We start from the raw sequence: 25399 nt of genomic DNA, 5'->3' as shown, positions 1-25399 counted from the left end.
CGGTTGATAATCTTTATTATTCTTGAATATTAGTCTAAATGAGCGTGGGGCCACAAGCAAAATTGTGATTTCGTTTCACACCGATTTTTTAAATATAAAGAACGTGTCTTAATTTTAAAAACAAGTTCTTTATATTTATTACAATACCACCGTTTGGTGGTTTTTTTAATTACCTTTTGATTTTAGAAATGTATCATCATAATAAGTACCGAAGCAATAAGCCCTAAAAAGGCCAAACTTCCAGCAAGCAAACGAATTTTGGGATGTGTTATATAGACAAAGATAAGATAAATCAAAATCGTCAAAATAATTGTTGCAACGATCGTCATGCGTCTGTCCTCCTATTCTGCAAGAAAAATGATAAGACGAGTCCTGCAACCGCTAGGATAAAGCCGAGCAAAAATGAAGCATGAAAGCCCATCAAGATATTACCATGATTTTGGCTGGCGACATTCTGCGCAATACTGGTAAGCAAAGCAACTGACAGACTTGATGCAATCGTTCGTAAGGTATTATTTGCGGCTGAAGCATGTGCAATCTCGTTTTTAGGTGCAGCACCCATCGCAGCAGCGAGCATGGACATCATAATCAGTGCCACACCGAACATTCGCACACCATAAAGCGTCATTGTATAAATGTCAGGCGTTTTTGCTGTGAGAAACATAAAGGGAAAAGTCCCAATCGTCAAAATGCCGAAACCAACAATCGCCAGGCGTTTCCCACCAATCCGATCATAAGCACGCCCTGCGAGCGGCTGCATGACACCCATGACAAGTGCACCAGGCAACAAGGCCAAACTCGAATAAAGCACCGTCAGCCCACGTACATTTTGCAAATAAGTCGGCACCAACATTTCAATGCACATCATCGCCATTGTCGCAAGCGCCGTTAGCGTCGCAGCAAGTGAAAAGTTGTGAATTTTGAAAAGTCGGAGATTAAGTAATGGCTCTTTGAGTTGAAATTGCCGCCAAATGAAATAAGCGATAATCAACGCACCTGCTAAAATCGGCAAAATAACCGTCTTAATACTTCCCCAGCCACCTGTCGCAACATTCGTAAAGCCAAGCAGAAAGAGACCAAAGCCAAAAATTGAAGCAATAAAACTGATAATATCCAGCTTCATCGGACGATTTGGCAGGACATCCTTAATGAAAAAAGGCGTGAGAACAAAGCTAATTCCGACAAGCACCGCAGGAATCAGGAAAATTGAGCGCCATGAATCAGTCAACGTAAAGCCAAGAAAGGTATGATTGGCAGACATGACCCAGCCAGCGAAAGTCGGACCGACCGCAGGTCCTAAGCCAAAAGCAATCCCGACAAGACCCATCGCGCTTCCGCGCTTTTCAGGCGGAAAAATCGTGATAAACACGGACTGCAAGAGCGGAATCGAGAGCCCAACAGCAACCGCTTCAATAATTCGTCCTAGAATAAAAATATAGTAATTCGATGTCGGCGCAATCATGATGACGAGCGTCCCAAAAAGCAACAAGCCGTAAGCGGCAAAATGCAGCCATTTCGTCGAAAACTTCGTCGCAAGATAGGCAGAAATTGGAATCATAATGCCATTTCCGAGTAAAAACAGGCTCGCACCCTGCTGCGCAGTGGAAATGTCAATGTGAAAATCGTGCATAAGTGGCGGAATAATCGCTGCCAAAATTGTCTGCAACATCATGCCGACAAAAGCGGAAACGAGAAGCAAAACAACCATCATCGTGCGATGGTAGGGCTTTCCGTGAATGTCTAAAAATTGAGGTTTTTTCAAATCAATCAACCTCCACAGGAATAAAATCAAGACTTCCCGTCTCGAGATAGGTATCGTGCAGCCATTTTTCCGTCGTACGTCCTGCTACCCAGCGGATATTGCGCTCAAAAATGATCGGTTTGCGATTTTTACCAAAAACGACCCAGCCCCAATCGCGCGTTTTTGGCGCAACCCATTTCCATTCGGTACCTGCAACGGCTAATTTGACACCGTTAATGAGAATATTTTCACCGTAAGGCGAGCGATAAGCGTAGTCATCCAGTTCGTTAAGATAATTCGCATCCCAACTGTCAAAAAAGTTTTTTACAAGCGCTGGCATCTCATTTTCTCTTGGAAGTTGTGCGACTTCTTCTGGAGTGATACTATTTTCTCGTCTCAAATCTACAAATCCTAATATCAGATCGTCAGATTTACGGATTATTATTGAAAAATGTTCGTCATAGAAGCCACTTGTTTTTCCATGCCTACTAAACCGAAGACGAATCACCACATCACCATTTTGCTTGATATTATCTTGGATACCTTCTATTTCAAAAGTTTCTGGTACATAACCTGTTGCTTTTGCGAGGGTAATGTATTTTGAAAACTGATCAAAGTTCTTCAAATAGAGTGTTCCTTCTGTCAATTTTTTGCTCATTTTGTTTTTTCTTCTTTCCTGACCATGCTGAATAAACTTTAAATCAATACTCATCTGATATTTCAATAATAGAATAAGAGAAGTATTTTTGAGGGGAATTGACTTTATTTAAAATACTCAACGGGCATTGTGTTATAATAAAAATTGTACATTGTGGAGTGAACTCAATGTCAAGAAAGAAGACTTCATGGAATATTCAATCGGCAAATTTTCCGAATTGACTGGTTTTAGTAAAGACACGCTCAGATATTATGAGGCTCAAAAAATAATTCTTTCTCATCAATCTGAGAATGGTCGTCATTTATATACAGATGATGATGTGTCATGGGCTAAAATTGTACATAAGCTTAAAAGTACAGGGATGTCAATTAAAGAAATAAAACGCTATACTTTACTTACTGAAAAAGGTCAAGAGACAATTGAAGAGCGCATGGAATTGCTTTTTGCTCATTCTGAGGCTCTCCTTTTAGAGCGTAAAGCACTAGATGAACAATTAATGACACTTTACAATAAAATTGAAATTTATAATAAAATGCTAAAAAGTTGGCTGATTGAAAATATAAAAAGTCCTAAAAACATGGAGTAAAAATTTTTTACTCTATGTTTTTCATGTTAACGTTATGAAGTGATAAGTAATAACCTACCTCTTCACGTTTATCCTGTGAAAGGTGTGGTTTTAAGTCTTTTCTTCCCCCCATTTCATGATAAAAAATGGTACAATCATATTATGAAAAAAATAATTTCGCTCGTGATGATCTTGATTGGTGTATTGATTGATCAAGTGTTTAAAAATTGGATTGTTGCAAACATTCCTTTAGGGCAAAGTCGCTCGTTTATTCCAAATGTTCTGGCATTAACGTATTTACAAAATAAAGGCGCTGCGTGGTCTTCTTTAGAAGGACAGCAGTGGTTTTTTATGATTTTAACGCCGATTGTTGTCGTCGTTGCTGCTTATTTTCTTTGGAAAAAAGCAAATCAAAAGTGGTATTATTTGGGATTAACACTTATCATTTCTGGTGCATTAGGGAATTTCATTGATCGTGTGCGTCAAGGGTTTGTAGTGGATATGTTTCAAACGATGTTTGTTAATTTCCCGATTTTTAATGTCGCAGATGCTTTGCTCTCGATTGGTTTTGTGATTTTATTTATTGCCATCATAACAGATAAAGAAGATAAAAAAGGATGATCTTTTATCTCAAAGCGCATCATTAAAATGAATGCATTAGAAATTAGGAAATAAGAATTTGCAACTTGAAATAACAAAAGAAAATGATTTACAACGTTTGGACAAAGCTTTATCCAATCAAACAGAACTTTCACGAACAGTACTCACAGCATTGATCCGAAATGAAAAAGTGAGTGTCAATGGTGCAGTCAAAAAGGCAAAATATAAAGTAAAAACTGGAGATGTGATTACATTTGAAATCCCAGAAGCAAAAGCATTAGACATTCAAGCAGAAAACATTCCACTTGAAATCGTATATCAGGATGAGGATGTCGCAATTGTGAACAAACCACAAGGAATGGTCGTACATCCTGCAGCAGGACATGCTGATGGAACATTAGTGAATGCGTTGATGTATCATGTGACGGACTTAAGTGGGATTAATGGAACGATTAGACCAGGAATTGTTCATCGGATTGATAAAGATACTTCTGGGCTGTTAATGATTGCAAAAAATGATCAAGCACATGAGCGGTTAGCTGCTCAGCTGAAAGAAAAAAGTAACAAACGGCGCTATGTCGCGATTGTGCACGGAATTTTACCTAACGATTTTGGGACGATTGAAGCACCAATTGCTAGAAATCCTAAAGATCGCAAAAAACAAGCGGTTATAGCGAATGGTAAACCTGCAGTGACTCACTTTGAGGTACTTGAGCGTTTTGAGCGCTACACGCTTCTTGCGTTAGAATTAGAGACTGGAAGGACGCATCAAATTCGTGTTCATTTGGCCTATATTGGACATCCTGTTGCGGGAGATCCGTTATATGGTCCAAAAAAGACGTTGACGCCAAACCATGGTCAGTTTCTGCATGCTCAAACGCTTGGATTTAAACATCCAAGAACTGGAGAATGGATGGAATTTGAAGCAGAAGTTCCTAAAATTTTTGAGCAAACCCTAAAAAATCTAAGATCACAATAAAGTTTTCTGTTTAGGAAAACTTTTTAATTATACCAATTTAGACAAAAAATAAACCAATAGTGAAAAAAATCCTTGACAAAGCAAAAAATGTGTTATATAATGCTATTTGTAATATAAATAACAAAGAAAATTAAACTATACCAATTCGGTATTAAAGGAGAAAAATAAAATGTGTGGTATTGTTGGTGTTGTTGGAACAAGAAATTGTACAGATATTTTAATGCAAGGATTGGAAAAATTAGAATATCGTGGCTATGATTCGGCGGGAGTTTTCGTGACGGGATCCAACAAAAAATCGAAATTAGTTAAATCGGTTGGTCGTATTGCAAGTTTACGTGAAAAAATCGGGATTGATGTGGCAGGCACTGCTGGAATTGGACATACACGGTGGGCAACCCATGGAAAACCTACAGAAGATAATGCTCATCCGCACACTTCAACGTCAGGGCGATTCATTCTTGTTCATAATGGAGTGATTGAAAATTTTGTTGAATTGCGTGAGGAATATCTTTCAAATGATGTTTTCAAAGGAGAAACTGACACTGAAATTGCGGTTCACTTAATCGCAAAATTTGCTGAAGAAGATGGATTAACAACGCTTGAAGCATTCCAAAAAGCTTTAAAACTGATTAAAGGATCTTTCGCTTTTGGTTTGATGGATGCTGAGGATCCAGAGGTCATTTATGTCGCAAAAAACAAATCCCCATTGTTGATTGGTTTGGGTGACGGGTATAATATGGTTTGTTCTGATGCGATGGCGATGATTCGTGAAACGAGTGAATTCATGGAAATTCATGATCAGGAACTGGTTATTCTTAAAAAAAATCAGGTGACGATTTTGGATGCTGAAGGTCATGAAGTAAAACGTCCATCTTATACTGCTGAATTGGATTTGTCAGATATTGGTAAGGGAACTTATCCATTTTATATGCTCAAAGAAATTGATGAACAACCCACAGTGATGCGTAAATTGATTTCGACTTATACGGATGAGAATGGAAAAATGAAAGTTGATCCAGACATTGTTAAAGCAATCCAAGCTTCTGATCGACTCTATATTATCGCAGCTGGAACGTCATATAATGCTGGATTTGGAGCAAAAGCAATGCTTGAAGCATTGACAAATACACCAGTTGAGCTTGGCGTAGCTTCAGAATGGGGCTATGATATGCCACTTTTGAGCAAAAATCCGTTCTTTATTTTCCTTTCACAATCAGGAGAAACAGCAGATAGTCGTCAAGTGCTTGTCAAAGTAAACGAACTTTCATTGCCATCACTTACAGTGACTAATGTTCCAGGATCAACGCTATCACGTGAAGCAACTTATACGATGTTGATTGGTGCGGGTCCTGAAATTGCTGTCGCATCAACAAAAGCTTATACTGGACAGATTGCAACACTCGCATTTTTAGCAAAAGCCGTGGGTGAAGCACAAGAAAATCCACTTGCGTTTGAGTTCGATCTTGTCAAAGAACTCTCTTTGGTTGCACAATCCATTGAAGCAACACTATCTGAAAAAGAAAAAATTGCTGCAATTGTTAAGAAAAACTTTTTGACCACACGCAATGCATTTTATATTGGTCGCAAGCAAGATTATTTCGTTGCGATGGAAGCTTCACTTAAACTTAAAGAAATTTCTTACGTGCAATGTGAGGGATTCGCTGCAGGAGAGCTGAAACACGGGACAATTTCATTGATTGAAAAAGGCACTCCTGTGATTGCACTCATTTCAAATAATGAAAAAGTAGCCTTACATACACGCGGAAATGTCATGGAAACTGTAGCGCGTGGTGCTGCTGCAATCGTTATTGCAGAAGAAGGTGCAGCGCGTCCAGAGGATGACATTGTTGTCAATGCGGTACATCCATATTTATCAGCGATTTCAATGGTTATCCCAACACAACTTCTTGCTTACGAAACGTCCTTCCAACGGGGATTAGACGTTGATAAACCTCGTAATCTTGCAAAAGCCGTGACTGTTGAATAATAAGAGTCAAACACATCAAAAAAATTTCTGTCAGTACTGACAGAAATTTTTTTGATTCTTGTGACTCAAAGCGTCGCACGCATATTAGCACAGGTTTCCTTGTTTGTTTTCTGTCAGTACTGACAGAAAAAATTTTATAATGTAATAGTAAACGTCGTCCCTTTTCCAAGTACGCTTATGACATCAACGTAACCGCCAAGATCACTCACGTTCTTTTTGACAATGGCTAATCCTAAACCAGTTCCAGGAACCTCAGAGCGACTTTCGTCAGCGCGATAGAACCGATCAAAAATGCGTTCTTTTTGAATCTCAGTTAATCCATGTCCATTGTCAGTGACACTAAAAATAATTTTTGAATTTTCTTTGGTCAAACTGACAAAAATTGAACCGTGCTCAGGAGTATATTTGATTGCATTCTCAATTAGATTTTCAAAAATACTGTGCACCATAGGTGCGTTAGTTTTAAGTGATAATGGCTTCAATTCAGAATGAAGGGTCATCTCTTTTTCACGGATTTGAGGAAGCGAGCGGTCTAAAATGGATTGAATCAAAAGCGAAAGATCTGTTTTTTTCTTTTCAATCCGATGATTTTGCTTTGTTAAAAGTAGCGTATCATGAACTAAATCCATTAAACGCGTTGTTTCTTTGGTGATGATACTTGCAAAGTGATGCGTTTCCTCAGCGGTCAATTTTTCATTTTCAAGCAATTCAGCAAACCCTTTGATTGACGTCAATGGCGTTTTCAATTCATGACTCACATTAGCAATGAACGTATTGTGTGCATCCAATGTTTTTTTGTAACGTGTAATGTCCATCATGGTCACAATAAAGCGATTATCAAGCTCAGGAAGTGGTGTGATGCGCACTTGATAGTAGGCAGAAATGGGTTCAAAATAGAACGTTTTTTCTTGAATATCCGGATGAAGCATTTTATCAACTAAAAATTGAAGAAATTCGGCATAAGGACTAAAAATATCTAAATTTTTTGTATCAGAAAAATCATTTTTAAATGCTGCATTTGTCCGACGAATGCTTCCTCGTCCATTATAAACAAAAATCGGAAATGAAAAAAATTCGATAAATTCGTACAGATTTTCCTTTTTTTCAGAATGTGATAAAATCTGAGATTGAATATTTTCTCCCAATCCATTTAGTGCGACACTGATTTGGTCCGTGTCATCACTAATGAGATAACTTTGCGTCAGTGGACTTCGTTCAATATTTTTTATTTTTGCAATGATATTTTGAGAAAAAAGAGCTGCTTTTCTTTGACGCTCAATTGTGATAAAACCAACCGCCAGATAAATGATCAAAAAGAAGAAAATAATTGAAGAATCAATAAAAATCGTTTGTGTTAAATCTTGACTGACACTCAAATAAGACTTGATTTGTCCATTTTGATAAATGGGTGCTGTGACAATGATTTGACCGTCTTTCAATTGGCGAGAGTAAGGCGCACCATCCGCAATTTTTTTGGTTTCTTCATTTTTTAGATCTGCATCAAGCAAACGATAAGAACTGGGAAGTGGCACATTGGGATGCTTTTCCAAAAAAAGTTGGACTTGATTGGAAGTATCCAATGCACGCGTAATGTCATTATTGAGTAAATGACGATTGACTAATAATAATAAAGCGCTTAAAACTGCAGCATAAACAATCGTAATGATGATGATGTTTTTTATTTTAAATTTCTTCATCCGTAAATGTGTACCCAAACCCTCGTTTAGTTTTGATAAAATCATTATCTAATTTTTTTCTGATTTTTGAAATCAAGACGTCAATCGTCCGAGTTTCGGCAGTATCAGAAATGCCCCAAAAATGTTTTAGGAGTTCTTGACGTGAAACCACATCGTTTTTTCTTTGAATTAATAATTCTAAAATTTCAAATTCTCGCTTCGTTAATTCTAATCGTTTTCCATCAAAAATAACTTCTTTGCGTTTGAAATCTACAGTCATTCTTCGGTTTTCATAGTGAGATTGCTCATTTGGAGCTGATGGAGACGATTTTGGAAGATTATACATTTGAGCACGACGAATCAGTGCATCGGCACGAACGACGACCTCTTTCATTGGCGTAGATTTATCTAAATATTCATCAGAACCTGCTTTGATTCCAGTCAACTTGATTTCATCATCCTCTCGCGCAGTCAAAATCAATATTGGTGTATAATTTCCCTTTTTTCTTAAAATCTCTGTCACTTCAATCCCATTGTATTCAGGCATCATCAAATCCAATAAAATCAAATCTAATGGATTTTTTCGAGCTAAATCGAGCGCTTGTTTTCCATTTGAAGCCGTCGTGACTTCATAATCATGTTGCCTAAAATTAAAAGATAACAACGTCAAAATAGAGCGATCATCATCCGCAATTAAAATTCTTTTCATGAGTCAATTATAACAAAAAAGAAGCAGTGCGTCTAATTGATTTTATCATCATTCAGAGAAAAGCACGAAACAATGATGGCTTTAAAATCAAAGATTCTAAAAATAAAGTTTCATCTTTTTTGTAAAAATGATATAATATAAAAAATAAATAATAAATAATTGATATTTTTAAGAAATTATTTATTAAAGTAAGTGATGTGAAAAAGGAGGAAAAAGTGATGACGGGATTGATTGGATTATTTATTATTATTATGATCATTTTATTTTTAATTTTGGGATTTTCCTTATTTAAAGCAACAAAAAAAACACATCAATCTAAAAAATGATATAGTCTTGTCATTTTTGACTGTTTATTGTATAATTAAACTGTTGTGGAAACAACAAAACGATTTGGCTTTTAGGAGTAAAAGTGAAAAAGTTTTAGGAAAAAGTAAAAAGAACAGTCCTTGTCAACGGTTTGTTCTTTTTCCTTTCTATTTTCAGATAATGACAAATTATTAATAAAATGTTATAATATGAATAAATAATAACGAAAGGGCTGTACAATGATACATAACGATTCCAAATTAATTTCGGCTTTCATTGTCATCATCGGGGTTTTTAGTCTAGTTGCTCATTTTCCTCATTCCAAAATTTATATTTTAGCGGCTCTTATTCTTTTTACGATGATTCTATTCGTGAGGTATTTTCACTTTGAAACGCATGAACATGCGCATCATCATCGGCATCACTATCATCATCATCGGAACAAAAAATAATACAGTTTGATACTGTGTTTTTTATTAAAAAAAATAAGCATATTTGTATGCACTTACATTTATATGTGTTATAATATAATTATAAAACAAGGAGGTAACATTATGTCAGAAAATAAATTTGATGCAAAAGTTGACCAAATTAAAGGGTCTGTCAAAGAAACGGCTGGGAAATTAACAGGCGATAAAGAGACAGAAACAAAAGGTGCACTTGAAAAAACAGCTGGTAAGGTAAAAGAAGCATTCGAAGATGCTGGTGATGTTGTCAAAGGTGCTGTTGAGAAAGTAAAAGAAGCGGTCAATAAAGAAAAATAAGTAAAAATGCCCAGATTTGGGTGTTTTTTAATTAATGAAGGGATTTTTACGATAAAGTCTTTTTTATAAAAAATAGCAAATGAGAAGCCGTGTTAAACTTTCTTTAATAAAGTGAAATCATTTATAAAGTTATGTCTTGCAAAAATAGTGGGAAAGGAGTAGAATATACTAGACAATTCTGGCTAACCACCTCTATATTGACCCCACTTTAGGGGTTATTTTTTTCAATATGAAGGAATGAAGAGAGAAAAGATAAGTCAGTGCTTACGTAGAAGAGTGCTGTTATCCATTTTTTTAATGAACGCATGTCGTAAAGCGGATGCGATTTTTTTGTATTTTAGTCTTGACATATATCGTCATCCGATATATAATTAAACTATATCGTTAGACTTTATAAACGGAGGAGAAATGAGAAGAAATAAACAAAGTGCTTTGACAGAAACAACAACGTACATTCTTTTGGGGTTTAAACATCCAAATCATGGATATGGGGTAATGAAAAATATTGCAGAACTGACACATCATCGTGTTAATATTGCTGCTGGAACCATGTATGGTGCGATTGAAAATCTTTTGAAACAAGAATGGATTGAGGAAGTTCCAGGTGGAAACGCGCGTCGAAAACTCTATCAATTGACGGAACTTGGCATTTGTGTGATTGAATCTGAGATGGAACGTTTGGAGAAGGTTTTAAATCATTCTAAGGAAATTATGAGAGGTGTGAAATGAAAAAATTGAGATGGTTTGTCAATTTTGAAAAAGAAGAAAAATATTTGTCCGAAATGGCGTCAAACGGGTGGAAGTTGGAGCGGTATTCAATTTTTGGTATTTATACGTTCAAAAAAAATCCACCGCAACAGATTAATTATCGCATTGATTATCGAACGTTTAAAAATCGTAAAAAACATTCCGATTACATTGATTTTTTAGATGATGCGGGGTGGAAATTGGTGAGTGGGGGCTATCATTTAGGGTATCATTTTTTCATTCCTAAAGATAAATCGTTTGAAAACGATGCTTTATTTTCTGATGAGGAATCTTATCGCCAACGCATCAATGCTCTTGTGAAAAATTGTTTGTATGGATTTTTATTATCTATTATTTATGCGATTGTGTTTTGGGGAAGTGCTTTAAATAATTCGTTGATTTCCATATTTGACCCAAAAACGTGGTATCTCACACCTGGACTTTGGGAGATGACAGGCTGGAGATTTCTGTTTTCATTCTTATTTGAGACACCGTTTGTCATCTTTCGGAGTGCTCCTCCATTTATTTTAGTTTTGATTTCAGTAATTTTAGGCATTCAAGCACTACGTGCATATTATGAGCAAAAAAGAGGTAAAGCGTAAGTGGTCGTGCAGTAAACGATGTATTTTTACGCTTATTCTTACTCTATTTTTCGTTGTGATCCCGATAAATGATGGTCATGAGATGTTGTGAAGCGTTTAAAAGACTTGCTGTGAATTTGAAAATTTAGACAATGGCACGCAATCAAGGGTGCTTTTTTGGTCTTAATTTTATTAATTTGTATCACTTTCTATCTATTTATAAAAAATAAAAACCGCATAATAATGCGGTTTTACAGGGCTCATCATAAGATGGAAATGATACAATGGAGCTGAGGGGAATTGAACCCCTGTCCAAACACCTTGCTACATCAACATCTACAACCATAGCACTTTCTCAAATTTAACAAAGGAATAAAGAAAGCGTCAAACAGCACTCCTTTGCGATTCTCATGATTCTCTTATGTTAGGCTAAGACGACATAACATTGTATCTGATTAAAAGTTTAGACCGTCAAATTGTCATCAGAAAGCAATAATCAGGCACGCAGGCTGGTGTTTAGGCAGCGTATGCGAAAGTTTGTGTATTATTTTTTGCAGTTATATTTCTGCGGCAGATTTCGCTGGTGCCAGCAGCAGTTGCAGTTCATGAGCAGGCAGTGCCTGTCGAATCCGTAACAGCCCCGTATAGACTAGTTTATTATATCATAATTTTGAGTGCTTTGGTCAAAAATTAGAATTCTTCTTCATCGATTTTTTGAATTTTTTGAAGGGAGTCAATGAGATAAGCATCCTCAGCATATTTTTCAATGAGTTGATCGAGCAGTTGATTTCTGACGACGTAATTTGAAAAAAGATGAAGTTTTTCTTCGTAGCTTTCGAGCACTTTTTCTGTTCGTTTGATATTATCATACACGGCTTGACGGCTGACACTGAACTGCTCTGCTATTTCGGCTAAACTGTAATCATCGGCATAATAAAGTTCAATGTAATTCATTTGCTTATCCGTCAAAAGCGTGGCGTAGAATTCAAAAAGCGTGTTCATGCGATTGGTTTTTTCGATTTCCATAAGACTCCTGTGTTTTTGATGTTCTAAAAACTATTTTTATTAAGTATAACATATTGTGCTTATTTTTTAAGGGGTAGTGGGAGGTGTTTTGGCATCGTATTGGTCAAGATGATAGGTTTCAATCATTTCAATTATTTTTTTTGCGTAAGTTGGGTCGGTTGCATAACCTGAGGTGTAGAGAGCGTTTGCGGCAGTTTTATAATCTTTTGCTTGGAGCACTGATGCGTATTGCTTGGGATTCCAGGTGGTTCCGTTTGCCAACAAACGTGCGTGTCCTTGGATGGATGCTGTATCGTTTTCATACACACGAAAAGATCCTGAAATGGTAATCCATTTTCCATTGACAAATTCTTTTGTATCTAATTTGATTTTTGGCACATCACCGTACGCTTTGACTCCAAATAAATTGTGGTATTGACTGGCAAGACTGGATTGTCCGAAATCGGATTCTAAGCAGGCTTGGGCGAGTGTGATCGAGCTTAGGAGATGATAGGGCGCTGAGGTTGTTTTCACAATCGGAGCAATGGTGCGAATAAAATGATATTGTGTGACTTGTTGAACTTGGGTGGCAAGCGTTTTGGATGTGGGATTATCGTTCGTTTGAGTACTTGAAAACTTGGAAATGCCCGCGATCATGAGAATGACTAAGATTAATTTTGCAATGAATCGTGTGATTTTATTGGTCCAATGCTGTTGTTTTTTTATTCGTTTTGGCATAGTTTAAGTTTATCACAATTTTCTTAAAAAAAATGATTTTGGATGAGTTGGGGATTGAAAAGGTGAGAATCCTGTCAAAGCATTGATTTTAATGGACTTTTCTCATTTTAGTTTAATTTAAGCTGTGAGGTGTAGAATTTTCTTAGATGTAGAGCGTGTCCTAACGGTGATTGGATGCGTTCTTTTTTTAATCGTGTGCTATAATAAGAGAAGAACACGTTAGATCACGAACACACGCTCACGTTTTATTTCTGTCAGTACTGACAGAAATAAAAAAGGGGCATTTTGATAAAAAGGAGCATTGCGATGGAATTTTATGATTTTTCTGCAGTGAAAATGGATGGACAATCCGTTTCGATGGCGGATTATAAAGGTAAAGTTGTTGTTGTTGTGAACACGGCAAGTCGATGCGGGTTCACGCCCCAATTTGCGGGATTGGAGCAGTTGTATAAAACGTATAAGGATCAGGGATTTGAGATTTTGGGCTTTCCTTGTAATCAATTTGCGGGGCAAGATGCAGGCACAAACAGTGAGATTGAAGCGTTCTGTCAGTTAAATTATGGCGTGACCTTTACGATGTTTGAAAAAATCAAGGTCAATGGTAAAGCGGCAGATCCATTATTTCAATTTTTAAAAAGCGAAGCGAAAGGAACATTAGGGTCATCCATTAAATGGAATTTTACGAAATTTCTAATTGATCGATCAGGACATGTGGTGTGTCGTTTTGCATCCGCTGATGAACCTGAAAAAATGGTGGATGCGATTGAAAAACTGCTTTGAGAGAAAATAATGGCATTCACTGATGTTGTGACTTGAATTTTTGGGATGACTTTGATACAATATAAAAAATAAAACTTTTAATCTAGTCCAGAGAGGCTAGCAAGGTTGTGAACAGAAATAGAAATGTAAATGGTGCTGATGGCGTTCTGTCAGTACTGACAGACTGCATTTTTGAACACATCTGCTAGGTTTCTGGCAGATGTTTTTTTGCCCGAATGGCAATGATAAACGCGTTGTGTTGTCAGAGCTTGCAAGGGTGCAACGATTTTTGTTGTGAGCAATTAGCGCGATTGTCGCTTATAAGGAGAAAAAACGATGCCAAAACGTAATGATATTAAGAAAATTATGATTATCGGTTCAGGTCCAATTATTATTGGACAAGCTGCAGAGTTTGATTATGCTGGAACACAAGCGTGTCTTGCTTTGAAAGAAGAGGGGTATGAGGTTGTTTTGGTGAATTCAAATCCAGCAACCATTATGACTGACCGTGAAATTGCAGATACTGTTTATATCGAACCCATCACCGTTGAATTTGTGTCTAAAATTTTGCGTAAAGAACGTCCCGATGCTCTTTTACCAACCCTTGGTGGGCAAACGGGATTAAATATGGCCATGGAACTCTCTAAATCAGGGATTCTTGAAGAGCTTGGTGTCGAACTTTTAGGAACAAAATTAACGGCGATTGACCGCGCTGAGGATCGTGAATTATTCAAAGAACTGTGTGAGGAAATCGGTGAACCACTTTGTAAGAGTGACATTGCAACAACGGTCGATGAAGCGGTAGCGATTGCAAATGAAATTGGTTATCCAATCATAGTACGTCCGGCGTTTACAATGGGAGGAACTGGTGGTGGTATTTGTGATGATGAAGGAAGTTTGCGTGAGATTGTTGAAAACGGTCTTAAATTAAGTCCAGTGACGCAATGTTTGATTGAAGAGTCGATTGCAGGATACAAAGAAATCGAATATGAAGTCATGCGTGATTCAGCCAATAATGCGATTGTCGTGTGTAATATGGAAAATTTTGATCCAGTCGGTGTTCACACAGGAGATTCTATCGTTTTTGCTCCGATTCAAACCTTGACGGATGTGGAAGTACAGATGATGCGTGATGCGTCGCTCAATATTATTCGTGCCCTCAAAATCGAAGGTGGATGTAATGTACAACTCGCACTTGATCCAGAGAGTTTTCAATATCGTGTGATCGAAGTAAATCCTCGTGTCTCTCGTTCTTCAGCACTCGCATCAAAAGCAACTGGATATCCGATTGCAAAAATGTCTGCAAAAATCGCAGTTGGGATGACATTGGATGAAATCATAAATCCTGTCACCAATACGACGTACGCGATGTTTGAACCTGCGCTTGATTATGTTGTTGCAAAAATTGCACGGTTCCCATTTGACAAATTTGAGCATGGCGACAGACATTTGGGCACCCAAATGAAAGCGACGGGTGAAGTGATGGCGGTCGGTCGAAATATCGAAGAAAGCTTTTTAAAAGCAGTGAGATCGCTTGAAATTGGTGTATTTCATAATGATTTACAAGAAGCACGGACTGCGAGTGATGAAGTCCTTTATGAGAAAATGGTTAAAGTTCAAGATGATCGCTTGTTCTATGTGAGTGAGGCGATTCGTCGTGGCATCGAAATTGAAGAAATTCATGAATTGACAAAAATTGATTTGTTCTTCTTGGATAAATTACTTCACATCATTGAGATTGAAAATGACTTAAAAGCGCATCCGAACACGTTGTCAGTACTGACAGATGCAAAACGCAATGGATTTTCTGATCGTGAAATCGCTCAACTCTGGTCTGTCAGTGCTGACGAAATCAGAACATTTAGAAAAGCACATCATCTCACACCTGTTTACAAAATGGTGGACACGTGTGCGGGAGAATTTGAGAGTGAAACCCCTTATTTTTACTCAACTTATGAGCAAGTGACAGAATCTTTCAAATCAGATCAAAAATCAGTCATTGTTCTTGGATCTGGTCCGATTCGGATTGGACAAGGGGTAGAATTTGATTATGCCACGGTTCATGCAGTAAAAGCGGTACAAGCTGCAGGATTTGAAGCAATTGTGATTAATTCAAACCCTGAAACGGTTTCTACGGATTTCTCGATTTCTGATAAACTTTATTTTGAACCTTTGACTTTTGAAGATGTCATGAATGTCATTGATCTGGAGCAGCCTGAAGGCGTGATTGTGCAATTTGGTGGACAAACTGCAATTAATTTGGCTGCGCCATTAACAAAAGCTGGAGTGAAAATTCTTGGGACACAAGTCGAAGATTTAGATCGTGCTGAAGACCGTGAATTATTTGAACAAGCACTTCAATTGCTCGGCATTCCTCAACCCAAAGGGGCAACAGCCACAAATGAAGAAGAAGCTGTCGCAAATGCCAATAAAATTGGTTATCCTGTGTTGATTCGTCCAAGTTTTGTCCTTGGCGGGCGTGCAATGGAAATCATTAATAATGAAAAAGATTTACGGGATTACATGAATCGTGCCGTTAAAGCAAGTCCTGAACATCCCGTTCTTGTGGATTCTTATCTTCAAGGGCGCGAGTGTGAAGTGGATGCGATTTGTGATGGGACAGATGTGCTTTTACCAGGAATTATGGAGCATATTGAACGTGCTGGCGTTCACTCAGGAGATTCGATGGCCGTTTATCCTCCTCAAACATTCTCGCAAAAAATTATTGATACGATTGTGGATTATACGAAGAAAATGGCGTTGGGACTCAATTGTATTGGGATGATGAATGTTCAATTTGTCGTCCACAATGAAGAAGTTTTTGTTATCGAAGTGAATCCGCGTGCCTCACGTACGGTCCCGTTCCTCTCAAAAGTTACAGATGTTCCGATGGCGCAACTTGCAACAAAGATGATATTAGGACAAACGCTTCGCTCACTCGGGTATGAATCAGGACTTTTACCAACACCGAAGATGGTTCACGTTAAAATTCCAGTCTTTTCATTTACGAAACTTGCAAAAGTAGATAGTTTACTGGGACCAGAAATGAAGTCGACAGGTGAAGCAATGGGATCGGATGTGACACTAGAAAAAGCACTGTATAAAGCGTTTGAAGCTGCAAAACTTCACATGGAAGATTTTGGATCCATTCTCTTTACAGTTGCTAATGAAGATAAAGAAGAAACGTTGACACTTGCAAAAGGATTTGCTGAGATTGGGTATAGTCTTGTGGCAACATCTGGTACGGCAAAATTCTTCAAAGAAAATGGACTTTATGTTCGTGAAGTTGAAAAACTTTCTGGATCAACGGATGAAGAAGGAACGATTGTTGAGGACATTCGTCACGGGCGCGTTCAAGCTGTTGTAAACACGATGGGATCCAATCGGGCGTCATTGACTGCTGAAACTGATGGATTTAGAATCCGACAAGAAGCAATTTCAAGAGGAATCCCACTCTTTACAGCATTGGACACTGTCGCTGCGATATTAAAAGTAATGGAATCTCGTAGTTTTGCGGCAACGAGCATTTAAAAAGGTGAGGATGAATCACAACCGATTCAAACTAATTCTGTCAGTACTGACAGAAAAAAATCAAGGTGAATTCAGGAATTAAGCATAAAAAGGACAAGTTGGACTTGTCTTTTTTACGTTTTTTTGATAGAATTCAAAATGAAAAATTGAAAAAGAAAGTAAAGAATGATTGTTTTATTTAATAAACCGTTCGATGTGTTGACCAAATTCACAGACGAAAAAGGACGTCCCACTTTAGCGGATTATATTGCGCTGCCAAATATTTATGCGGCAGGAAGACTTGACAAAGACAGTGAGGGCTTGTTATTATTGACAGATGAGGGAAAGTTGAATCATCGCTTGACAGATCCCAAAACAAAAGCATACAAAACGTATGTGGTGCAAGTAGAAGGTGAATTCTCACAAGCTGCTCAAAATGCGCTTTGTCGTGGTGTTGTATTAAAAGATGGAAAAACGTTACCCGCAAAAGTCAAAAGAATCAAAGAGCCAGAATGGCTTTGGGAGCGTGTTCCAGCGATTCGAAAGCGGCTGTCTATTCCGACGAGTTGGATTGAAATTTCGATTAAAGAAGGAAAAAATCGGCAAGTGAGACGCATGACTGCACACGTCGGATTTCCAACGCTGCGTTTGATTCGCACACGAATTGGTGAATTTGAACTCGGAAATCTAGCACCAGGTGCCTCTCGTATCATAAAAAAATAAACGAAGTGCTTTTGCATTTCGTTTTTTCATTTTATTTTTAGAAACTTCGTCCGCCACCTGAACCTGCTTGACCACCAGAACCACCATTTGAATCGGTATTTCGTGGGATTTGTCTGGTTGTGACAAATCGATTGATCAACGTATCTTGGCTTTGTGTCAGATTTAATTGTCCGTTTTGGGCAAGATTATAGCTCACTTTTGCTGAAGCATCTTTCATTTGGTAGCGTCTTAGAACACTAAAATAAAAAGTTGCTGGAAATAGGAGCGCGACAATGACTGCAACAAGGATATTGAGGGGTTGAAAAGAGCGATGAAAAGTAATGTCACCCGTCACAGGATCCACGGTGTAATTTTTTCCAGGAATCCCACCACTGACAGCACTTTTTGTCGTGCGATAAAAAGCTGTGACTGCTGACAGATAATCCCCATTTGTGAGCGGGGGCTGAATGTGATCAAGTGCTTGATCAATGTGACTTTTTGTCATGTAATATTTCATATTTCCAGTCGCCCAAATATAGACTTTTCGATGCCCCATATCAATCAACAACACAATCCCATTTTTTCCGCTCCCAATCTGATCAGAAAGATAATTTCTCGCAAAAGTTGCGGGTTCTTGCGTATTGGTTTGGGTGGTTACCACAAAAACACTGGCTTTTATTTCGTCTGACAGATGTTGGGCTTGTGTTTTCAATGTGTCAGCTTGTGTTCCCAAAAGGTGTGCTTGATCATCAATACCCGTCTGAAAAGGAGAGGTTTGCGCAGCGATTGGCTTTGCCAAAATAAAACTACTCAAAAAGAAGAGGAAGATTAAAATAATTTTTTTTCTCATGATAATAAATACCCCACTGCAAGTCCTATGATCAGCAAAATCACTGCGAAGAAAGCGGTAGTGATGATCAATTTTGCTTGATCTATCGGAAGGACACCAGCGACTTTTCCTGTTTGCCCATTCATCGCATAATAGTACAGCTTATCGCGTCCAGGTTCACGATAAGTCAATAGCCAAATCGGAAGCAAAACGTAGGCTTTTTCCATTTTTTGGAGTGTTTGATTGGCTTGTTCTTGAGTGACTGAAACATAGCCTGTAATCGTGTTTTTCATTAATTGAGTGGCATAATTTTGAAATTCATTTTCCACTTGATCTTCTAATGTATTAAATTCGATGTCTCGTTTTTCAGTTAAAAAACCTGCCAAATATTGATTCTGAAAAGTGACAGCTTGAGAAAAATCAAAGGGTTCAACAGCACCCACTAAATGATCGGAAAGATTTTTTTGAAGTGCTTTTTTGACTAAATCCTTAAATTCAGAATTTCCTTTTCGCTCAATCGCATAGTCTGATGTTTCAGTAAATTCAGTATCTCCTTGAACCCAAACGCGCACAGTTCGTCCTCTCGCACTTAAATTTCCCGCCACACTCGCCTCGACTTGCCAATAAGGAAAATAAACACCAGAGAGATTTTCAATTTGCTTTTTATTAAAGAAAGCTTTTGGAATGAATTTTTTCTTTCCGACCCAATTTAAAAAATGCTGTTCAGCTGTTTCACGCTCAATTTGAAACGGAATCACCTTTTCAGGTAAAAATGTTCCAGATAAGCGTTCTGTGAGTAAAACAGGATTATGACAGTAAAAACAAAACGTAGAAGCAGTGGTTGCATCTGTCACGATTTCAGCGCCACAAGATGGACATAAAAATAGGCCCACTTCACTTGATTCTTGCGTCGTTTCATTGTTGTCAGCACTGACAGCATTTTCTGTCAGTGCTGACGAAAATGAGGCGTCCACTTGTTTTTCTTCTGCAGCACTCACCTCATCTTTGCTGAAACTTGAGCCACAGTAGTTACAGTGGAATTTTTGTGATTTAGGATCAAACAAGAGCGGACCACCACAGTTGGGACACTTTTGAGTGAATACAGCGTTATCGCTCATTGATTTTTCTCTTTCATTTTTTTTAAAATAATCGCTACTTTTTGTCAGCATCTGAATCTCTCGAATCAGTAGTCTGACCAATCATTGTCAGGCTCATCATCATTTCGTGCATCCATCTGCTGTTTTTTTGCGATGAAACTTGCAATAAAAAGAAGGAGCGATGCGGGGAGATTAATCAAGGATAGTACCGCAGCACAGCGCAAAAGCACTCGACTTAAAAAAGAAGTGTGGCGTAAGCACAAATGACCAATCCAACCCAACAGTAAAATCAATGAAAACCAAATCAAATAACCCAGCATCTCATTGGGAAAATGTTTCTCCAGATATTGACTGAGCGCACCAATCCATAAAAATCCAAACACAATCGAATTCAAAATATTTCCGATTCGACTTAAAATGCGTGCAGCTTTCATGAATCACTCCTACAAAGCTCTTGCAACAAAAGGTTGACCACACTCTGGACAGAATTTTGGTACGCCAGCAGCTAAATTCACAACAGCACCACACGCATTACATGCCATTTTGATCTCAGAAGGAGCTGATTCAGGCACGGGTTTGGATTGACCACAGTTCGAGCAAAATTTTCCTGTGTTTTCTGTGGCACACTTAGGACAGTTCCAAGTCGCTTGAGTTGCATTTTTTGTTTGTTCTTGTGCCATTTGTGCTTGATTCGTTTGTGAAAAATTAGCGAGATTTTGCCCCCCCATATTCATTCCCATAAACGCATTCATCGCACCGCCCGAATTTGAACCAGCCGCTTCTAATCCACGTGCGACTGCACCTTGAACATATCCCTCCCGAACAGCAGCATCTCCAAGCATTGCCCCTTGATTGCGCATGTTGATGAGTTTTTGACTATCATCTGTGTAGCTGATGCCAGAAAGCGCGACGGAGACGATTTCCATCCCACGCAATTTTTTCCAGTCCTCATCCAAAACATCCGCCATATATTTTGCGAGTGCCATGCTTTTTGAGGTCAGATAAGAAACACGCTCTCCTTGAGCGGAATATTGATTGATTGATGTGTTTAAGGCTGTCAAAAATTCTGAAAGATACTGATCATTAATGTCTTGAATCTCTACACGCTCCTGATTTTTAGGAATGGCATTCGCATAAAATGCGAGAGGATCAGTGATTCGAATCGAATAGGTTCCGTATGTTCTGACAAAAAGTTCAGCATTATAAAAATTATCAAAGTATTGTAAAGGTGTCGATGTTCCAAATTTAATCCCTTTAATTTCTTGCAAATTAATATAGAACACTTGCTGACGTTGAGGAGTGACCCCACCAAATTTGAAGCGGAAAAAACTCTCTTGAATCGATGCACGAAGATTCCCATTGAACATACTTGGAGCGGTTTCGTTTTTGACGGTATAATAGCCTTCTTCAGCAGTGTAATCAATGATTTTACCCCCGTCAACCAAAAGCATCATCATGTTAGGATACACATGAACAATAGAACCGTCAGTAATGACATCTTGCGTGCCTTTTTTATTTGATCCGCGCTTATCATTTTGACGGACCATCACTCCTTTGGTGAATACTGTTTGATCACTCATTTCATTTGGTTCAATGACCTCAAGCCATTGATCAGCAAGACTTCCACCCATTGCACTTGTTGCAGCTTTAATGATTCCCATTTGTGTTCTCCTTTTTTAAAAATCTATTTTGAAAAATTATTGTTCTAATAATAAGAAATCCCAGCTCCTTTAGAATGAGCCTGTTTATATTATATCAAGATGTAAGCGCACATCGCTCGAAAAGAGGCGAGAAAGAAGGGATTTTTTGGTTTCTTGCAAACAGGTTCAAAAATTTCAGCTTTCTTGACACTTTTTATTTGCGCGCACTCTATTATATCAAGATGTAAGCGCAAATCGCTCAAAAAGAGGCGAGAAAGAAGGAATTTTATGGTTCTGTGCAAACAGGTTCAAAAATTTCAGCTTTCTTGACACTTTTTATTTGCGCGCACTCTATTATATCAAAAAGTCCAGCGTTCAGAAAGCTAAATTTGGAAAATCAAATGAAAATCGCATTTGATTTGAATAAATTTTTGACGAAATCAAAAAAATAAGTTATAATGTTTAAAACCCTTTAAATGAGTCCAGAGAGGCTTGTAAGGCGCAAAAAAGATAGAATTTCACAGCGGATAGCTCTTTTTAAAGGGCTGTCAGTACTGACAGAAATTTTGATGCACTTACAGCTTCTTTGTAAGTGCATTTTTGTTTGAAAAGGAGAACGCATGCCCATACTACAAGAAATGATGACGATTGTCAGCCAAAAAGAAGTGGCACACCATATTTTTGAAATGGTGTTGACTGGAGAAATTGTTTTAGACCTTGATCAGCCAGGTCAATTTTTACACCTCAAAGCCCCTAATGAGAGCTTGTTGTTGAGACGACCAATTTCAATTTCAAGTTGGGATAAAAATAAAAAGACCTGTACGATTCTATATCGTATTGGAGATGAGACGAGTGGGACGTATGCCTTGTCAGCACTGACAGAAGGTCAAAACGTAGATGTGATGGGTCCTTTAGGTCATGGTTTTCCATTAGCGCAAGTCAAAAAGGATGAACACATCCTTCTTGTGGGTGGGGGGATTGGTGTTCCACCGCTGTATGAGCTTGCAAAACAATTGGATCAAAAGGGAGCTAAAATCACTGTCCTGCTTGGCTTTGCCTCCAAAGAAGTAAAAATTTTAGAAGAGGAATTTGAAGCGTTAGCGCATGTCAGTGTGAACGTGACGACAGATGACGGCTCTTATGGGACAAAGGGACACGTGGGCGGATTAATGGATGCCTTAACTACGCCAGTTGATGCGGTCTATACGTGTGGCGCTCCAGCCATGCTCAAAGCAGTCTATCAGCACTATCACGACCTTGAGCGTCTCTATATCTCGACAGAATCGCGCATGGCTTGTGGTATTGGCGCATGTTATGCCTGTGTGGTGCATACCAAAGATGACCCGACGGGTGCGTCAGGTCACGCATTGAAAGTGTGCGAAGATGGTCCAGTATTTAACGGAGGAGAAATCATTTTATGAATAATCGATTAGCTGTAACATTACCTGGATTAGCACTCAAAAATCCAATCATGCCAGCCTCAGGCTGCTTTGGATTTGGTGAAGAATATGCACGGTATTATGACCTTAATCTTCTAGGGTCTATCATGATTAAAGCAACAACGATAACGCCACGCTTTGGCAATCCAACGCCACGTGTCGCAGAAACCGCCTCAGGCATGCTCAATGCGATTGGACTGCAAAATCCTGGTGTAGATGTGATTCTCCGAGATAAATTACCTTTTCTTGAAGAAAATTTTAAAACCTTGCCCATCATTGCAAATGTTGCTGGATCAACGGTTGAAGATTATGTTGGCGTGTGTGAAAGAATTGGTGAGGCGCCCAATGTTAAAGCAATTGAACTCAACATCTCATGCCCAAACGTCAAACATGGTGGACAAGCGTTTGGAACGGATCCTTCAGTTGCTTATGATTTGGTCCAATCCTGCAAAGCAGTAACAAAACTTCCAATCTATCCAAAACTCTCACCAAACGTGACGGACATTATTCCAATTGCAAAAGCAGTTGAAAAAGCGGGAGCAGACGGCATCACGATGATCAATACTTTAATGGGGATGCGGTATGACTTGAAGACAAGAAAACCGATCTTAGCAAATGTTACCGGTGGTTTATCTGGACCTGCGATCAAACCTGTCGCACTCAAACTGATTCATCAAGTGTCACAAGTTGTCAGTCTTCCCATCATCGGCATGGGCGGCGTTGCAACAGCCCAAGATGTTCTCGAAATGTATCTTGCAGGCGCCTCAGCAGTAGCAGTTGGGACGGCGAATTTTACAGATCCGATGATTTGTCCAAAAATTATTGCTCAATTACCAGAGCTGATGGATTTTTACGGTATTGAAACATTAGAAGGACTCATCAAAGAAGTGAAGGCATCAAAACATGGACTATGACACAATTTTGTTTGATTTAGATGGGACGTTGATTGAATCTGCCGAAGGCATTGTTAATGCTGCTGTTTTTGCACTTGAAAAGATGCAAATAAAAGAAATTGATCGAAAAGCGCTCCTCAAATTTGTCGGTCCACCGCTTGCGGATTCTTTCAAAATTTTTTATCAGATGAACGAAGCAGATGTTAAACAAGCAGTGATATATTTTAGAGAATACTATGAAGCTAAAGGAATTTTTGAAAATCAGCTTTATGACGGCATTTCAGATTTGCTTTTTGACTTAAACGCAGCTGGAAAGCAACTTGCGATTGCAACATCAAAAACAGAGCAGTCTGCACGAATCATCGCACATCACTTCAAAATTGACACGGCATTTAAAGTGATTGCTGGAGCTACACGAGATCAAAAAAGAAGTACAAAGTCAGAAGTGATTGCATATTGCTTAGAACAAATGAAAAGTAAGAATATTGTCATGATCGGCGATCGAAAATTTGATATGATTGGCGCGAAAGCCAATCATTTAAAGAGTATTGGTGTGCTATATGGCTATGGTAATCGAGAAGAACTCAAAGCAGCTCATGCAGATCATATCATTTCATCTGTTGCACAATTGCGCACTTATCTCATATAAAAAGGAAAAAATCGAATGACACAAGAAAAACGACCACTCATCGCACTAGATTTTCCAACTTTTGAAGCAATGAAGGATTTTTTAGGGAAATTTCCAGAAGACGAAAAACTTTTTGTCAAAATCGGAATGGAACTTTACTACGCACAAGGACCACGTGTGATTTCTTACGTAAAATCGCTAGGACACAGTGTATTTTTAGATCTGAAATTACATGATATTCCAAATACAGTTTATCGTTCCATGCGCGTATTAGCTCAAATGGGTGTGGAGATGACGAATGTCCATGCTGCAGGTGGTGTCGAAATGATGCAAGCAGCAAAAGATGGTCTGCGAGATGGCACAGTAAAAGGCAAAGAAGTCCCTCTTTTGATTGCAGTGACACAGCTCACATCCACTTCGCAAGAAATTTTGAATGAAGATCAAAATATCCAAACGAGCGTTCAAGATTCTGTTGTACATTATGCTAAACGAACTGCTCTTGCAGGGTTGGATGGTGTTGTATCATCCGCACAAGAAGTAGCCCTCATCAAAAATGCAACATCAAAAGCATTCATTTGTCTCACACCAGGGATTCGTATGGCTGGGGGAGATCATGGAGATCAAAAACGCGTGATGACGCCGCAAGAAGCACGAAAAATCGGGTCAGACTACATTGTCGTTGGACGTCCGATCACGCAAGCAAAAGATCCAGTTGACGCTTATTATCAAATTTATAAGGCATGGAACGAAGCCATTTAATGACCAACGAAGGATTGAAAAACACACGTGAAAATAAAACAGGTGTGTTTTTTCTTATCTTTTTATTATTTTTAAACTCAAAATCGT

The 25399-nt window shown here is 38.3% G+C and carries 25 protein-coding genes and 1 other RNA gene; 14 read left to right on the top strand and 12 right to left on the bottom strand.

The genetic code is table 11. The features are described from left to right. Positions 1-182: 182 nt before the first annotated feature. From GHI93_RS02590 to GHI93_RS02580, 3 genes are read right to left on the bottom strand one after another with little or no spacing between them, the layout of a single operon-like run. Positions 183-329 carry a hypothetical protein gene (locus tag GHI93_RS02590; protein ID WP_153495321.1) on the bottom strand — a complete coding sequence of 49 codons (147 nt, stop codon included), beginning with the start codon at positions 327-329 and terminating at the stop codon, positions 183-185. After that, complete coding sequence (locus GHI93_RS02585) at positions 326-1711, bottom strand: DHA2 family efflux MFS transporter permease subunit (RefSeq protein WP_153495497.1); 1386 nt, start codon at positions 1709-1711, stop codon at positions 326-328. Before GHI93_RS02585 ends, GHI93_RS02590 begins: the two co-directional genes overlap by 4 nt. A gap of 52 nt (positions 1712-1763) precedes the next feature. Further along, positions 1764-2399 (bottom strand): hypothetical protein, encoded by a 636-nt coding sequence (locus tag GHI93_RS02580; RefSeq protein WP_153495319.1) that lies wholly within the window; start codon positions 2397-2399, stop codon positions 1764-1766. Positions 2400-2586: 187 nt separating this feature from the next. On the opposite strand from GHI93_RS02580, the gene GHI93_RS02575 reads away from it, so the two are divergent. The 4 genes from GHI93_RS02575 (at position 2587) to glmS (ending at position 6530) form a co-directional block, all read left to right on the top strand. After that, positions 2587-2985 (top strand): MerR family transcriptional regulator, encoded by a 399-nt coding sequence (locus tag GHI93_RS02575; protein ID WP_153495317.1) that lies wholly within the window; start codon positions 2587-2589, stop codon positions 2983-2985. A 141-nt stretch (positions 2986-3126) separates the two neighbouring features. Continuing rightward, positions 3127-3585: a signal peptidase II gene (lspA, locus tag GHI93_RS02570; RefSeq protein ID WP_153495315.1), complete on the top strand. Its 459-nt coding sequence runs from the start codon at positions 3127-3129 to the stop codon at positions 3583-3585. Positions 3586-3643: 58 nt separating this feature from the next. Then, positions 3644-4543: an RluA family pseudouridine synthase gene (locus tag GHI93_RS02565; protein WP_153495313.1), complete on the top strand. Its 900-nt coding sequence runs from the start codon at positions 3644-3646 to the stop codon at positions 4541-4543. A 169-nt stretch (positions 4544-4712) separates the two neighbouring features. Continuing rightward, the gene (gene glmS / locus GHI93_RS02560; protein WP_153495311.1) at positions 4713-6530 is read left to right on the top strand and encodes a glutamine--fructose-6-phosphate transaminase (isomerizing); all 1818 of its coding nucleotides are present in this window, start codon (positions 4713-4715) and stop codon (positions 6528-6530) included. A gap of 134 nt (positions 6531-6664) precedes the next feature. On the opposite strand, the gene GHI93_RS02555 is transcribed toward glmS, so the two are convergent. Both GHI93_RS02555 and GHI93_RS02550 read right to left on the bottom strand, forming a co-directional pair. Next, positions 6665-8227 carry a sensor histidine kinase gene (locus GHI93_RS02555; protein WP_153495309.1) on the bottom strand — a complete coding sequence of 521 codons (1563 nt, stop codon included), beginning with the start codon at positions 8225-8227 and terminating at the stop codon, positions 6665-6667. Further along, on the bottom strand, positions 8214-8915 hold the full coding sequence (locus GHI93_RS02550; protein ID WP_153495308.1) for a response regulator transcription factor: 702 nt from the start codon (positions 8913-8915) through the stop codon (positions 8214-8216). The genes GHI93_RS02555 and GHI93_RS02550 overlap by 14 nt, the downstream gene beginning before the upstream one ends. Positions 8916-9775: 860 nt before the next feature. On the opposite strand from GHI93_RS02550, the gene GHI93_RS02540 reads away from it, so the two are divergent. The 3 genes from GHI93_RS02540 (at position 9776) to GHI93_RS02530 (ending at position 11334) form a co-directional block, all read left to right on the top strand. Then, positions 9776-9985 (top strand): CsbD family protein, encoded by a 210-nt coding sequence (locus tag GHI93_RS02540; RefSeq protein ID WP_153495304.1) that lies wholly within the window; start codon positions 9776-9778, stop codon positions 9983-9985. Between the two features lie 408 nt (positions 9986-10393). After that, complete coding sequence (locus GHI93_RS02535; RefSeq protein WP_153495302.1) at positions 10394-10714, top strand: PadR family transcriptional regulator; 321 nt, start codon at positions 10394-10396, stop codon at positions 10712-10714. Continuing rightward, positions 10711-11334 carry a DUF2812 domain-containing protein gene (locus tag GHI93_RS02530; RefSeq protein ID WP_153495299.1) on the top strand — a complete coding sequence of 208 codons (624 nt, stop codon included), beginning with the start codon at positions 10711-10713 and terminating at the stop codon, positions 11332-11334. The genes GHI93_RS02535 and GHI93_RS02530 overlap by 4 nt, the downstream gene beginning before the upstream one ends. A gap of 261 nt (positions 11335-11595) precedes the next feature. Here GHI93_RS02530 and ssrA read toward each other — a convergent pair. The 3 genes from ssrA to GHI93_RS02515 form a co-directional block, all read right to left on the bottom strand. Beyond that, positions 11596-11955: a transfer-messenger RNA gene (gene ssrA / locus GHI93_RS02525) on the bottom strand. Between the two features lie 48 nt (positions 11956-12003). Beyond that, positions 12004-12339, bottom strand: a complete 336-nt coding sequence (locus GHI93_RS02520; RefSeq protein ID WP_153495297.1) for a putative DNA-binding protein — start codon at positions 12337-12339, stop codon at positions 12004-12006. A 66-nt stretch (positions 12340-12405) separates the two neighbouring features. Beyond that, on the bottom strand, positions 12406-13056 hold the full coding sequence (locus tag GHI93_RS02515) for a glycoside hydrolase family 73 protein (RefSeq protein WP_153495295.1): 651 nt from the start codon (positions 13054-13056) through the stop codon (positions 12406-12408). A 306-nt stretch (positions 13057-13362) separates the two neighbouring features. Between GHI93_RS02515 and GHI93_RS02510 the strand changes: the two genes are divergently transcribed. From GHI93_RS02510 to GHI93_RS02500, 3 genes are all read left to right on the top strand, one after another. After that, complete coding sequence (locus GHI93_RS02510; protein WP_153495293.1) at positions 13363-13836, top strand: glutathione peroxidase; 474 nt, start codon at positions 13363-13365, stop codon at positions 13834-13836. Between the two features lie 315 nt (positions 13837-14151). After that, positions 14152-17346, top strand: a complete 3195-nt coding sequence (carB, locus tag GHI93_RS02505; protein WP_153495292.1) for a carbamoyl-phosphate synthase large subunit — start codon at positions 14152-14154, stop codon at positions 17344-17346. 165 nt (positions 17347-17511) lie between these two features. Then, positions 17512-18048 carry a pseudouridine synthase gene (locus tag GHI93_RS02500; RefSeq protein ID WP_153495290.1) on the top strand — a complete coding sequence of 179 codons (537 nt, stop codon included), beginning with the start codon at positions 17512-17514 and terminating at the stop codon, positions 18046-18048. A gap of 37 nt (positions 18049-18085) precedes the next feature. Here the strand turns inward: GHI93_RS02500 and GHI93_RS02495 are convergent, their stop codons facing one another. The 4 genes from GHI93_RS02495 to GHI93_RS02480 form a co-directional block, all read right to left on the bottom strand. Beyond that, positions 18086-18877 carry a TPM domain-containing protein gene (locus tag GHI93_RS02495; RefSeq protein WP_153495288.1) on the bottom strand — a complete coding sequence of 264 codons (792 nt, stop codon included), beginning with the start codon at positions 18875-18877 and terminating at the stop codon, positions 18086-18088. Further along, complete coding sequence (locus GHI93_RS02490; protein WP_153495286.1) at positions 18874-19974, bottom strand: TFIIB-type zinc ribbon-containing protein; 1101 nt, start codon at positions 19972-19974, stop codon at positions 18874-18876. Before GHI93_RS02490 ends, GHI93_RS02495 begins: the two co-directional genes overlap by 4 nt. A 65-nt stretch (positions 19975-20039) precedes the next feature. After that, positions 20040-20387, bottom strand: coding sequence for a hypothetical protein (locus GHI93_RS02485; RefSeq protein WP_153495284.1), 348 nt, complete (start codon positions 20385-20387; stop codon positions 20040-20042). A 9-nt stretch (positions 20388-20396) separates the two neighbouring features. Further along, positions 20397-21614, bottom strand: coding sequence for an SPFH domain-containing protein (locus GHI93_RS02480; RefSeq protein WP_153495282.1), 1218 nt, complete (start codon positions 21612-21614; stop codon positions 20397-20399). A 599-nt stretch (positions 21615-22213) separates the two neighbouring features. Here GHI93_RS02480 and GHI93_RS02475 point away from each other — a divergent pair. From GHI93_RS02475 to pyrF, 4 genes are read left to right on the top strand one after another with little or no spacing between them, the layout of a single operon-like run. Then, a complete protein-coding gene (locus tag GHI93_RS02475; RefSeq protein ID WP_153495280.1) occupies positions 22214-23014 on the top strand; it encodes a dihydroorotate dehydrogenase electron transfer subunit in 801 nt (266 codons plus the stop codon). Beyond that, positions 23011-23946, top strand: coding sequence for a dihydroorotate dehydrogenase (locus tag GHI93_RS02470; protein ID WP_153495278.1), 936 nt, complete (start codon positions 23011-23013; stop codon positions 23944-23946). Before GHI93_RS02475 ends, GHI93_RS02470 begins: the two co-directional genes overlap by 4 nt. Further along, the gene (locus GHI93_RS12980; RefSeq protein ID WP_211368871.1) at positions 23936-24574 is read left to right on the top strand and encodes an HAD-IA family hydrolase; all 639 of its coding nucleotides are present in this window, start codon (positions 23936-23938) and stop codon (positions 24572-24574) included. The genes GHI93_RS02470 and GHI93_RS12980 overlap by 11 nt, the downstream gene beginning before the upstream one ends. A gap of 15 nt (positions 24575-24589) precedes the next feature. Beyond that, entirely contained in the window at positions 24590-25312 is a 723-nt protein-coding gene (pyrF, locus tag GHI93_RS12975; RefSeq protein ID WP_211368870.1) for an orotidine-5'-phosphate decarboxylase, read from the top strand. Positions 25313-25399 lie beyond the last annotated feature (87 nt).

The sequence above is a fragment of the Lactococcus hircilactis genome, from assembly GCF_009601015.1.
Classification (GTDB): domain Bacteria; phylum Bacillota; class Bacilli; order Lactobacillales; family Streptococcaceae; genus Lactococcus; species Lactococcus hircilactis.
This window is presented reverse-complemented; position numbering and strand designations above follow the sequence as displayed.